Source organism: uncultured Tenacibaculum sp. (genome assembly GCF_947498805.1).
Lineage (GTDB): Bacteria > Bacteroidota > Bacteroidia > Flavobacteriales > Flavobacteriaceae > Polaribacter.
This window is the reverse complement of the sequence record NZ_CANMLT010000002.1, coordinates 351,953-363,592: the sequence shown is the minus strand read 5'-3', so window position 1 is coordinate 363,592 and position 11,640 is coordinate 351,953. Positions and strand designations below refer to the sequence as shown.

The 11,640-nt window shown below is 31.1% G+C and carries 13 protein-coding genes; 1 reads left to right on the top strand and 12 read right to left on the bottom strand.

Annotation, left to right across the window (positions count from 1 at the left end; all coding sequences use genetic code 11):
* Nucleotides 1-4 precede the first annotated feature (4 nt).
* The 12 genes from Q0873_RS04670 to Q0873_RS04615 all read right to left on the bottom strand — a co-directional run bounded on the left by Q0873_RS04670 (nt 5) and on the right by Q0873_RS04615 (nt 11,217).
* Nucleotides 5-466 (bottom strand): nuclear transport factor 2 family protein, encoded by a 462-nt coding sequence (locus tag Q0873_RS04670; RefSeq protein WP_299104696.1) that lies wholly within the window; start codon nt 464-466, stop codon nt 5-7.
* Between the two features lie 90 nt (nt 467-556).
* Nucleotides 557-1,777, bottom strand: a complete 1,221-nt coding sequence (locus Q0873_RS04665; protein ID WP_299104694.1) for a TlpA disulfide reductase family protein — start codon at nt 1,775-1,777, stop codon at nt 557-559.
* Nucleotides 1,778-1,850: 73 nt separating this feature from the next.
* Nucleotides 1,851-4,079: a M1 family metallopeptidase gene (locus Q0873_RS04660; RefSeq protein WP_299104692.1), complete on the bottom strand. Its 2,229-nt coding sequence runs from the start codon at nt 4,077-4,079 to the stop codon at nt 1,851-1,853.
* Between the two features lie 68 nt (nt 4,080-4,147).
* Entirely contained in the window at nt 4,148-4,639 is a 492-nt protein-coding gene (locus tag Q0873_RS04655) for a DUF6702 family protein (RefSeq protein ID WP_299104690.1), read from the bottom strand.
* 31 nt (nt 4,640-4,670) lie between these two features.
* A complete protein-coding gene (locus Q0873_RS04650; protein WP_299104688.1) occupies nt 4,671-5,465 on the bottom strand; it encodes a carboxypeptidase-like regulatory domain-containing protein in 795 nt (264 codons plus the stop codon).
* 55 nt (nt 5,466-5,520) lie between these two features.
* Nucleotides 5,521-6,321 (bottom strand): carboxypeptidase-like regulatory domain-containing protein, encoded by an 801-nt coding sequence (locus tag Q0873_RS04645; RefSeq protein ID WP_299104686.1) that lies wholly within the window; start codon nt 6,319-6,321, stop codon nt 5,521-5,523.
* Nucleotides 6,314-7,129 carry a carboxypeptidase-like regulatory domain-containing protein gene (locus Q0873_RS04640; protein WP_299104684.1) on the bottom strand — a complete coding sequence of 272 codons (816 nt, stop codon included), beginning with the start codon at nt 7,127-7,129 and terminating at the stop codon, nt 6,314-6,316. Before Q0873_RS04640 ends, Q0873_RS04645 begins: the two co-directional genes overlap by 8 nt.
* 2 nt (nt 7,130-7,131) lie before the next feature.
* On the bottom strand, nt 7,132-7,938 hold the full coding sequence (locus tag Q0873_RS04635; protein ID WP_299104682.1) for a carboxypeptidase-like regulatory domain-containing protein: 807 nt from the start codon (nt 7,936-7,938) through the stop codon (nt 7,132-7,134).
* A gap of 86 nt (nt 7,939-8,024) precedes the next feature.
* Nucleotides 8,025-8,579 carry an NUDIX domain-containing protein gene (locus Q0873_RS04630; RefSeq protein ID WP_299104681.1) on the bottom strand — a complete coding sequence of 185 codons (555 nt, stop codon included), beginning with the start codon at nt 8,577-8,579 and terminating at the stop codon, nt 8,025-8,027.
* A 37-nt stretch (nt 8,580-8,616) separates the two neighbouring features.
* A complete protein-coding gene (locus Q0873_RS04625) occupies nt 8,617-9,705 on the bottom strand; it encodes a M42 family metallopeptidase (RefSeq protein ID WP_299104680.1) in 1,089 nt (362 codons plus the stop codon).
* Nucleotides 9,706-9,728: 23 nt separating this feature from the next.
* A complete protein-coding gene (locus Q0873_RS04620; RefSeq protein ID WP_299104679.1) occupies nt 9,729-10,532 on the bottom strand; it encodes a lysophospholipid acyltransferase family protein in 804 nt (267 codons plus the stop codon).
* Nucleotides 10,533-10,590: 58 nt separating this feature from the next.
* Nucleotides 10,591-11,217, bottom strand: coding sequence for a CoA pyrophosphatase (locus tag Q0873_RS04615; protein WP_299104678.1), 627 nt, complete (start codon nt 11,215-11,217; stop codon nt 10,591-10,593).
* A gap of 102 nt (nt 11,218-11,319) precedes the next feature.
* On the opposite strand from Q0873_RS04615, the gene Q0873_RS04610 reads away from it, so the two are divergent.
* A complete protein-coding gene (locus Q0873_RS04610) occupies nt 11,320-11,616 on the top strand; it encodes a hypothetical protein (protein WP_299104677.1) in 297 nt (98 codons plus the stop codon).
* Nucleotides 11,617-11,640 lie beyond the last annotated feature (24 nt).

The window sequence follows — 11,640 nt, the reverse complement described above, 5'->3', positions numbered from 1 at the left end:
AATATTACCAATATTCAAATATTTTAGAAATTTTACCTTCTTTAAACTCAAATAAGGTCATTTTCGCATCTTTTTCTTCTTTAGTGTCTTTATCTATATAAATTCTTTTAACTACCAAAGCATTTAAACCAGCAATCCGATTAAATATTTTAATACCAGTAATAGTTCCATCATACATACCATTTTTTTTGTTTCTTATATAACCTTTGTATAAATTCTCTCTTGTATATGTACCTCCATATTTAGGGTGTACATAGACGAAGTCATCAGTAAAAAGATTAAAAATACGATCGATATCTTCTACTTTTGAATTCTTTTGAAAAGCTTTTACATTGAGATTATAATACGAATCAACTAAAGTATTATGCAGTTTTTGATTTGATTTTGTAGTCTCTTGAGAATTTATCTTGTCTGTAAGAAAAAACAATGCTATAAACGTTACTAAGGTTGCAAAAGGTTTGGTCATTTCAATGTTACTTTGAGTTGCAATCAAATGTAAAAAGGAAGTTCTAAACCGTATGTTAATGGCGAGTTAATAATAGCTACTAAGTTTGTTTTATTCTTCTGAAAGTTGCTTCACAAAATCTTCAAACTCTTTTTTAAAGTCAATATACTTTTGCCCTGTAGCTGGTCCATTAAAGCCTGTATGTATTTTACGAACTTTTCCTTTTTTATCAATAAAAATAGTAGTTGGGTATGATAGTATGTGATTTAACATGGGAAGTTTCTTAGCAGCTTCCTTTTTGTTTGAACCTCCATATTGAGCTAGTAATATAGGGTAAGTAATGCCTATTTGTTTCTTTAAGCGTTGTAGTTTTTGAAATGCTTTGTCTTGCGTTTTATCTAATTCAAAAGCCAATGCAACAAACGTAACATGTGGATTTGGATTCTTTTTTAAGTACTCCACATAATACCTACTTTCATCTAAACAATTCGGACACCAACTTCCCATAATTTGAACGATAACTACTTTGTCTTTGAATTGTTCATCAGTATATGAAATCTGCTTTCCTGTTTCATCTGGAAAAGAAAAATTGAAAGTATCATAACCATCATTTAATTTGGTCAAACTATCTTCATTAGGTAATTCGTAAGAATTATTAAGTTTAGCTGTAAAAGGTTCTTTCCAATGGTTTCCCGAATAGAAATGTCCGTTCATAGTTGAATTGGTAACTTTTGCCGTAAACAAAAAGGCATGAGCACCATCAAAAGTTGAAAGTTTTAAAGAATCTCCATCAATAATACCTTCTAAGTAACGATAATCTCCAGTGGTAGTTCTAAAAGTTCCCTTTACGTTTGCTCCATTTTGTTTAAAAATTCCTTTCGCAATGTAGGTGTCTTCAGGTTTATTTGGACTGAAAATTGTTTCCCAATTACCATTGATATTGTTTGTTGGAGTCAGGTTGGTAGTAAATCTTGTCTTATTATTAAATTCAGCAGAAAAAGGAACAGTTCTATTTAAAGTAGGTTTTACAAAAGATCCTTGTAGTGAATGGTCGTTTTGCATTTTAGCTACAATATAACCTTCGAATACTGGTGTTTGGATATATACGGAGTCATTTTTATACGTGATTTCATCTACTTTTATAGTTTCTTCAGCATTGTAAATTTCTAAATGTTTATTATCAATAACTTTAAACGTAAATGGTAATTCTTGATGATCTTGTAGTTGTAAGGTAGCTCTATAATTACCTTCTTTCAATACGGTTGGATTTGAGCTGTGATTACAAGATAAAAAAGTAAGTGTTGTTATTAATAAAAGGCTAAAAATTCTCATGATGAAAACATTGTTTTAATGAACAAAAAACGCAACTAAAAATAGTTGCGTTTTATAAGTAGGTTTTTAGTGATTATCCTTTCACTTTATTTTTAAATTTATCAAACTTGCTTTGCTCTTGTTTCGGCCAGCTATTGTTTGAAGTATCAGTATCTGCAGTTTCTAAATCTGGATCTACAACGATACTCTTAATTTCTTTATCAGAAGAGAATACTCTGTATGCTTTAGTTTCGTCTTTTCTCCAAATTTGTGCTGGGAAAGTTTCACGCTTCTTAGTACCGTCTGCATATGTCAATTCAACAATAATAGGCATTACTAACCCACCTGGCTTTTCAAATTCAACTTGATACATGTATTTAGGTAACTTTTTTAAGTTAGCCTTTTTATCAGCAGGTAAACCATTAACATATGTTTCAACATCTTTAGCATTTGCATCTTCTTTATTTGTTGTTAAGAATACTAATTTTCCTAAGCTAGCAAAATAAGAAGGGTATTGCTCTTGTAACTTCTTTGTTCTTTCGTTTGGCTTATCTGTTAAGTATAAAGGTTTTACTTCTTTAATACCAATGTCAGTATAATCAGTAGTGTAGAACCATCCTCTCCAGAACCAATCTAAATCCATACCTGAAGCATCTTCCATTGTTCTAAAGAAATCTGCTGGAGTAGGGTGCTTGAACATCCATCTTTTAGAATAAGTTCTAAATGCATAGTCAAATAACTCTGGTCCCATAATTGTTTGGCGTAACATATATAAACCAGCAGCTGGTTTTGTATAAGCATTCGGTCCGAAGTTATGTACATAATCACCTTGAGACATGATAGGAGATAAATTGCTTTGATCAATACTCATGTATCTAACGATGTCTTTTGGTAAATTACCAGTGTTAAAGTTAGGATCGTAGTCTAATTCAGCTAAAATCTCAACAAAAGAGTTTAAACCTTCATCCATCCAAGTCCACTGACGCTCATCAGAGTTTACAATCATTGGAAAGAAGTTATGTCCAACCTCGTGTGTAATTACTCCAATCATACCATTTTTAACTCTATCTGAATACGTTCCATCAGGATTAGGACGTCCGTAGTTAAAACAAATCATTGGATACTCCATTCCTTGACGCTTAGCATGTACAGAAACAGCTTTTGGATAAGGATAGTCAAAAGTCATTTTAGAATATTCCTCTAAAGTATTTGCAACAACTCTTGTAGAGTGCTCTTCCCATAAAGGGTTACCTTCTTTAGGGTATAATGAAACAGCCATGATGTTTTTACCATTAATTTTAACGGCCATTGCATCCCAAATATATTTTCTTGAAGAAGCAAATGCGAAATCACGTACGTTATTTGCTTTAAAGTGCCAAGTTTTTGTTTTGTTAGTTCCTTCTTTCTCGTTTGCTTCAGCTTCTGCTTGCGTTACGATAAATACAGGGTCTTTATAAGATTTTCTAGCTTTTTCAAAACGCTTACGTTGTTCTTTTGATAAAACATCTTTTTCGTTTTGTAAAGAACCAGTAGCATCTAAAATATGATCTGCAGGTACAGTTATTTTTACGTCATAGTCTCCAAATTCAAGAGCCCATTCACTACGTCCCCAGAATTGCATGTTTTGCCATCCTTCTACATTGTTATATACAGCTAAACGAGGGAAGAATTGAGCAATTGTATATGCTTTTGTTCCGTCTTTAAATAATTCAAAACCAGAACGTCCACCATCTTCAACAGAATTGTTGATTAAGTAGTTCCACTTAATTTTAAATTTAAAAGTACCTCCAGAAGCTAATGGTTGTGGTAAATTAATACGCATCATCGTACGATTAATTGTATATGATAAATCTCTACCATCAGCATATTTTACTGCTTCAATTTTATATCCAAAATCTTTAGCTTTCCCCATGTTATCGTCTACAAATTTAGACGGAGTTTGCCAACCGCTAGCACCTTTAGATTCTGCTAATGGAGTTTTAGAGTCAGGAGCACGCATGTTCTGATCTAATTGAACCCATAAATATTCTAATTGATCTTTTGAATTATTGTGGTAGGTAATTGTTTCATCTCCATATAACTTGTTATTCGCTTCATCTAAACGAATATCCATTATATAATCAACTTTTTGTTGTGTGTATTGATGACCTGGTGCACCCGATGCTGTTCTTTGATCGTTAGGTGTAGGTAGTACGTCTTTTAATTGACGAAACTTATTTTGGTCAGTATGACCTTTTTGTGGTTCTTTTTTTGGTGCTTCCTGTGCAAACATTGACGCGGAAACAAAAAGAGCAGAAAATAATAATGTGCTATACTTTCTCATTTTTGTTTGATGTTGAATTTAAAATATCGGGGAATTTACAGAAATATTATGTGCAGTAATTGAAGATGTTAAAAATTTAACAAACCTTTATCATTTTTTTTATCTAGAAATAAAGTTTTTCTACTGTCGTTAATTTTAGCTTTAACTAAGTTTTGTTGATCTGGAAAATGAGATACTAAAATATCGTTCTGTATTTCAATGCTTTGTATGTTTTTTATGTCAGGTATTTCTAAGTAAAAGTAAATGATATTACCATCATATTCTTTTCCGATATATTTATAGGAAACCTCTTTGTTATTGATTAAAACCTTAAAATGTTGTTTTAAATATTTAGTGAAATATTCATCTACATTCTTTAGTTCTTGTTTAGAGGCTAGTCTCAAGTCTAATTGATAGTCTTTATTAATAGCTAATTCTATATCATCCATAAACACATTCATGATCATTTGAACAGATGCTGTATTTGGATTGTATTCTATTTCAGTTAATGCCAAGTAATATTTATGCACTGAAAATGATAATAGCGGAATAAGTAAGAATAAGATAAAATATTTTTTCATATCAAAAGAGAGTACCAATTACTGAGCCAAATTAATCTTTTTCTATGATTTTAAGGTAATTTATATGTTCATTTCTAAAAATATTAATCACTTTTAATACTTCTCTTTCTTGATAATAGTTTTCAATATTTAAAGGATTACAATATTCTAAAAAATGATAATATCTATCAACGGGTATTTTAAGTTCTGTAAAAAAGAATTCTTCTCCCAATTCACTAAGGAGTTGTGCAGGCATGGTAGCTTTAAATTCTAATTCTTTTTTGAGTTTTTTCAACTCTTGAGATCTTCTTAAAGGAATAACTGTAGTGGTACCCACTCCTTCAAAATCTCTTGTGGGATCTGTTTTTACTAATTTATGGCGAAGTCTGCTATCACCATAATCGTAATTGTTTTTTATATTGATGGTAGCAACGTTCAATCTTTCTTTTGCAAGTTTTTCTCTTGTATTTTGTTTTACCTTTTTTAAATCCTTGCTAATATCTCCAGAAAGTTCATTATTCCTAACTAAAATTTCATCTAGTTCATAAACTTGTTTTTCAAGAGTTATTCTTTTTCTGTAAGTATTAAAGTGTTCTTTTGTTAACTCTACAAAAATTGTTTTGTAACCTATTGAAGTAAAACGTAGAGTATCTGTTGGTTTGGCAAAGATTCTATATTCACCTTTGTCATCGGTAAAAGTTGCTGTGTTGTTCGAAAAATTTACAATATGTGCATTTTCTAAAACACCATTTTTATCATATACAATACCAAATAGTGTTTTTCTCTCCTCTTGAGAAAAGACCATGGTGTAAAATAGAACAAATAAAATAAAAAATCGTGTTTTCATAAGGTAAAAGGCTAAAATTCGGTTACTTATAAATTTACAATTTTTATTCGAATTTTCAAGGGTATGAACCTGGATTTAACTTTTTAAACTCTATAGATTTCTTCTTAAGAAAGTTTATAGTTACTACTTCTCCTTGTTTGAGAAGTAAATTGAAGTCTGGATCTGAAGTACAGAAATAGATAAAACGATAAAGATCTTTTTCTAGAATTTTTAAATCGGTTACGATATAATTTGAAAAAGTAGTTTTAAGATAGGTTACTTTTTCTTCTTCTCGTTCATAGTGAAGTCCTTTTTTTAACTTCTTTATTCGTCCAGATAAAGTGTTTAATATATAATCTACGGAGACAATAGCTCCAAAACCAACTAATACTGGATATTTCCCGCCTTGAGCCGTATATAGTTTTCTTTCAGCCGGAGTAAGTTTTTTTGACCCAGCATAGGGCAAATTCAGTGTCTTTGCATCAATCACTTTCTCTTTTTTGACCAATTTACTATCAGAAGATAAATGTCCGAGCAAGTTATTTTTCTTTATTTCAACTTCATCTAAATCAATAGATGTTTTCAATAATTCTATGTTGGTTTTTTGTATTCCAAAATCACTCTTTTCAACAACGTAGGTTATCGTTGCGTATCCCACAGAAGATATTTTTATACTGTCATTTTCTTTGGCAAGAATGCGAAATTTACCATCTTCATTCGTGTAAGTTCCTTGTTTTGTTTTCAGATTAATAACATGTGCATTAACAACAGGACCAATTTTGTCAGATACTTCAGCATACATAAAAGTTCTGTGTTCCTGTCCATATAAAAAAGAAGTAGATAAAATAATCAATATGAAAATAGCAATTCTATTCATTTTCTTTATGTATAATTTGTAAGTACTTTTTACTTTCATTACGCAAGATATTAATTACTTCCATAGTCTTACTCTCTTTATAAAGTGTTTCTATGTTTAGAGCGTTACAATATTCTATAAAATGGTAGTAATTTTCTTTGGGAATTCTGAGGTCTACAAAGAAAAAATGTTCCCCAAATTCTGATAACAGCATTTTAGGGAATTTTTCTTTGAAATTAATTTCCTTTCGTTGTTTACGACGTTCTAATGCATATTTGTCTAATCCACTAAAAGAAGTTCCAGCTCCAGCAAAAAGAGCCGTAGGATCTGTTAATTTCCTTGAATCTGGAGATTTTTTTCTACTATGATCGTCAATTATCTCTATCGTTGCTTTATCAAAGTCAATATTAGAGAAATCAAGAGCTCCTTTTGATTTTACAACAGCAATGTCTTCTGGTGTTTGTTTCATATCTCTAATGAGTACTCCAAACAAATTGTGTTTTTTTAATGCTACTTCGTCTAAAGTAATTGTAGACTTATTGAGTTTGATAGTGTTTTTTTGAATTCCAAAGTGAAATTTTTCCACAAGCAATGTTTTGGTTTCGTAACCAACATAAGATATGGTTAACGAATCTTTTTCTTTGGCGAAAATTTTAAAATTTCCCTGCTCATTACTAAATGTTCCTTGACCTGTTTTTGTGTTGATGATATGGGCATTACCAATAAGAATTGAATTACTTTTAAGTGTTCCGTAAAAGTATTTCCTTCTTTCTTGCGCTTTTAAAAAGAAAGGAGTTATAAGAAGAATAATTAGGTAATGGTGTTTCATAGCTACTTTTTTATGGTTCTTAAATATGCTATGCTTTGTTCTTCAAAATGTTTTAAAAGCTCTAGTATGTTTTCTTCTGAAATTAACCTTTTAATTTTATGCTCGTTGCAATAGTCTATAAAGTTAAAAACATTTTGCTTAGGAATTTTTAATTCATTTGTAAAATACTCTTTAGATACTTCATTAAAAAGGGTTGCATAAAATTGGTCTCTGCTTTTTATCTTATCTATTTTTTTCTGCTGTATAACCTTTTTCTTTGATGTAAATATTGAGCCGCTAAATAAGGTAGCTCCATTTGAAATAGGGTTAGTTCGCACAATTGGAGCTTTTCCTCTGTCTATATCATCAATTTTTTCAATAACTGGAGTAGAAAAGTCAATGTTTGCAATTCCATCCATTAAACTTGTCATCATTTCACCAATTCTATCCTTAGGCACTCTTTTGATATCTAAGGCTAAAGAACCTGTTAGATTGTGCTTTTTTAAAACTACTTCATCAAGTTCTTCTGTTTCTTTTTTTAATGAAAACTTATTTTCGCTAAGCCCGAAGTTAGTATGTTCTAAAACAACTTTTTTAGTCTTGTAACCTACAAAAGAGAATTGTAAGCTATCATTTTCTTTTGCAAATATTCTAAACTCACCATTGTCATTAGTAAAGGTACCTTGATTTGTTTGTAAATTTATGACATGTACATTGGGTAATTCACCAATAGAATCTGCTACTTTACCATAAAAAATAGGTCTATTATTTTGACCATAGATAATAGTAGCGAGTAGCATAAAAATAAGAAGGCATAGTTTTTTAATCATAGAACTTTTAAGTTATATGACAAATTAACTACTGAAGTGTCTTAAAAATGTTTTAAGAGCTTGGTAATTTTTTGTTAAATAAGCTTTTACTCTTGTAGATGATTTAGTTTTTGAATGATTTTATCATAGACAAAAGCGTAGTAATCGTGGTATTTTGGAAGCAAAACATTTTCTAAATGTTTCGTGTTTAATAATGTTTCTAAAGGAAAAAGTTTCAATTCATCTACTTCTTCTTCTTGAATTACTAAACGATCAATACTTGTGGTTAATTCAGAAATATAAACATGATGAAACTCATTGTCAATGATTCCATTTGGATGATTAACCATATGTTTTCTAGTACCAATTTTATCTAAGTTTTCGAGTTGTATTTCAAAACCTATTTCTTCAGATACTTCTCTTAACGCTGCTAAGGCAATTTCTTCTCCTGCTGCTATATGACCAGCGACCGAAATATCCCAAAGACCAGGAAAAACCTTTTTCGTTAAAGCTCTTTTTTGCAATAGAATTTGTTGGTCTTTTGTATATAACCAAACATGAATAGTAGGGTGGAAGTAGCCATGCTTATGGGCTTCTGATTTTAAGCAGGTTTTACCTGTGTATTTTCCATTTTCATCAACAATGTCTATTAATTCATCCATAAGAAGTAAAAATCCCGCATAAAGCGGGATTGTAATTTTATTTAAAATAAGAGAAGTCTTCTCCGTTTTCTATTTTTAATAAGCTTTCGTATATCATTTTAATTACGTTTTCTACGTCTTCTCTATGCACCATTTCAACAGTGGTATGCATATAACGTAAAGGTAATGATATTAAAGCAGAAGCAACACCACCATTACTGTATGCAAAAGCATCAGTATCTGTTCCAGTAGCTCTTGATAATGCAGAACGCTGGAAAGGTATTTTATTTTCTTCAGCAGCTTCAATGATTAAATCACGTAATTTTTGTTGTACTGCAGGAGCATAAGCTACTACAGGTCCTTTACCTAACTCTAAATGACCTTCTTTTTTCTTATCAATCATTGGAGTAGTAGTATCATGCGTTACATCGGTAACAATGGCTACATTAGGTTTAATAGTTTCTGTAATCATTTCAGCTCCACGTAAACCAATTTCTTCCTGTACAGAATTTGTAATGTATAATCCGAATGGTAATTTTTTACCGTTTTCATGTAATAAACGAGCAACTTCAGCAATCATAAAACCTCCCATACGATTGTCTAATGCACGACAAACAAATTTGTCTTCATTTAAAATATGAAATTCATCTGGGTAAGTAATTACACAACCAACATGTACACCTAGTTTTTCAACTTCTTCTTTTGTAGCACAACCTACGTCAATGAAGATATTATCAGGCTTTGGAGCTTCCTCTTTAGCTCTGTTACGTGTATGTATTGCTGGCCATCCAAAAACTCCTTTTACAATACCGTTTTTGGTGTGAATATTTACTACTTTACTAGGAGCAATTTGATGGTCGCTACCTCCGTTACGAATCACATAAATTAATCCATTGTCAGATATATAATTTACATACCAAGAGATTTCATCTGCATGTCCTTCGATAACCACTTTGTACGGAGCATCAGGATTTATTACTCCTACAGCAGACCCATAGGTATCGGTAATAAACTCATCTACGTATGGTTTAAGATAATCCATCCAAATTTTTTGTCCTTCCCATTCATATCCGGTAGGAGCAGCATTGTTTAAATATTTTTCTAAGAAGTCAATAGACTTTTTATTTAAAATTGATTCTTTAGCCATAAGTTTTTTGAATTATGTTCGTATTAACTCCAAAACTTTCGTTTTTCGTTTAATTCTTCTTGTTCTTTTATTTCTTGCTTGGTTAATACCTTAAGGAATGAAGGGTGCTGTTCAATTGCATATTCAATTTTTTCAACAATCTCATCAATCGATTCATTTTCATAATCAATATCTAAAGGATCTTTGATAACCATTGATTGTAAAACATTACGCTTTTTTATCTGTAAGCCTTTTTTGTCAAATGATCGTCTAAAACCATCAATAACAATAGGTACAACAACAGGTTTGTATGTTTTTATAATATGCGCAGTACCACGACGTATAGGCTTAAAGGCAGTGGTTGTTCCTTGTGGAAAGGTAATTACCCATCCATCATCTAAAGCTTTACCAATATTTGAAATATCTGACAATTTTACTTGTCTATTTACATTTTGTCCAGCACTACGCCAAGTTCTATCGATAGAAACAGAACCTGTATAAGCAAATATTTTAGGTAATAATCCAGAGCGCATCGTTTCTCCGGCTGCAACATAATATACATTTAATTTCGGTTGCCATATGTAACCGATATTTCTAATATTATCAACTCTTCCTTTTAAAGCTGCATTGAATACATGAAACATTGCAGCTACATCAGCAAAGTAAGTTTGATGATTTGAAATGAATAAAACATTTTGGTCGGGTAATTGACGGATAATCTCTGAACCTTCTATTTGAAGTTCATTAAATCTGCGATATCTTCCGTGAGAAATTACTCCCAAAATACGGATTAACCACTTCTTTACCCATAAAATATGTCCGAACGGATTCCTTTTTAATAAAGGCATTATTTATTGGTTTTTATTAGTCGAAACGCTAAATTACAAAAGAAAAGTATAATAGACTTTATTTTAATAAATCTTTAATTTCTGATAACATCATCGCTGTGGCTCCCCAAACAATGTAATTGTTTAGTTTAAAGCATGGTACATCAATATTCTCCATATATGAAGTACTCATGTTTTTTGAGGTTAAGCTTTGGTCATCCAGCAAATCACTTAAAAGTACTTCAATTACAGTTGCAACCTCATTATTAGGAGTAAACGTTGGTTTTGTATTCGAAATACCAATAAAAGGCGCGACTAAAAAATTGCTAGGAGGAATGTATGCGTCTGAGAGCTGTCTAATAATCTGTATGTTTTCAGATTGTACTCCCACTTCTTCAAAAGTTTCTCTTAGCGCAGTTTGTGTTAAATTTTTATCTATCTGATCAAATTTACCTCCAGGAAAGCTTATTTGTGCCGAATGTGTTCCGTTATAACTAGCTCGTTCTGTTAATAAAAATCTTGTTTGTTGATTATCATCAGGGTAGAACAAAGCAAGTACAGCAGCGCTTCTAGGGTTTTTATCTTTAATAATTTTCTCTGAATACTTTAACCGCATTTTAGGGGCCATCTTAAACTGTGAGTTTAAGCCTCCTAAAGGCTTGGTTTGTAGTTGTTCAATATGATTGGCAAAATCAGAAAAAATCATTTGTTTTTTGTATTTTCAACAAACATATCATTTTCAGAATGAATAAGTCAAGGATTTTGGCTTGAAATTTGATTTTAAAAAGTTAAAAACAATCTAACATACATGAATACAGAAAATAAATACCAAAAATTAGCTCTTAGCTTATTATTTGATGCTTTCGGATATGTCTCTTATCTAATCCCTGGTTTAGGAGAGTTATCGGATATTATTTGGGCTCCAGCATCAGCCTATTTAATGACAAAGATGTATAAAGGGAATAAAGGTAAGATAGCAGGAGCAGTTGCGTTTATCGAAGAAGCAATGCCAGGTTTAGATATTATTCCTACGTTCACATTAATGTGGTTATATACTTATGTTTTTTCGTCGTCAAAAGAAAAGAAAAAAACAATAGAGGTGTAAGAATTCTATATAAAAATAGTATAA

Excerpts from the sequence above, each read along its gene's own strand:
- Q0873_RS04670 (WP_299104696.1), bottom strand. The coding sequence starts at position 466 with ATGACCAAACCTTTTGCAACCTTAGTAACGTTTATAGCATTGTTTTTT.
- Q0873_RS04665 (WP_299104694.1), bottom strand. The coding sequence starts at position 1,777 with ATGAGAATTTTTAGCCTTTTATTAATAACAACACTTACTTTTTTATCT.
- Q0873_RS04660 (WP_299104692.1), bottom strand. The coding sequence starts at position 4,079 with ATGAGAAAGTATAGCACATTATTATTTTCTGCTCTTTTTGTTTCCGCG.
- Q0873_RS04655 (WP_299104690.1), bottom strand. The coding sequence starts at position 4,639 with ATGAAAAAATATTTTATCTTATTCTTACTTATTCCGCTATTATCATTT.
- Q0873_RS04650 (WP_299104688.1), bottom strand. The coding sequence starts at position 5,465 with ATGAAAACACGATTTTTTATTTTATTTGTTCTATTTTACACCATGGTC.
- Q0873_RS04645 (WP_299104686.1), bottom strand. The coding sequence starts at position 6,321 with ATGAATAGAATTGCTATTTTCATATTGATTATTTTATCTACTTCTTTT.
- Q0873_RS04640 (WP_299104684.1), bottom strand. The coding sequence starts at position 7,129 with ATGAAACACCATTACCTAATTATTCTTCTTATAACTCCTTTCTTTTTA.
- Q0873_RS04635 (WP_299104682.1), bottom strand. The coding sequence starts at position 7,938 with ATGATTAAAAAACTATGCCTTCTTATTTTTATGCTACTCGCTACTATT.
- Q0873_RS04630 (WP_299104681.1), bottom strand. The coding sequence starts at position 8,579 with ATGGATGAATTAATAGACATTGTTGATGAAAATGGAAAATACACAGGT.
- Q0873_RS04625 (WP_299104680.1), bottom strand. The coding sequence starts at position 9,705 with ATGGCTAAAGAATCAATTTTAAATAAAAAGTCTATTGACTTCTTAGAA.
- Q0873_RS04620 (WP_299104679.1), bottom strand. The coding sequence starts at position 10,532 with ATGCCTTTATTAAAAAGGAATCCGTTCGGACATATTTTATGGGTAAAG.
- Q0873_RS04615 (WP_299104678.1), bottom strand. The coding sequence starts at position 11,217 with ATGATTTTTTCTGATTTTGCCAATCATATTGAACAACTACAAACCAAG.
- Q0873_RS04610 (WP_299104677.1), top strand. The coding sequence starts at position 11,320 with ATGAATACAGAAAATAAATACCAAAAATTAGCTCTTAGCTTATTATTT.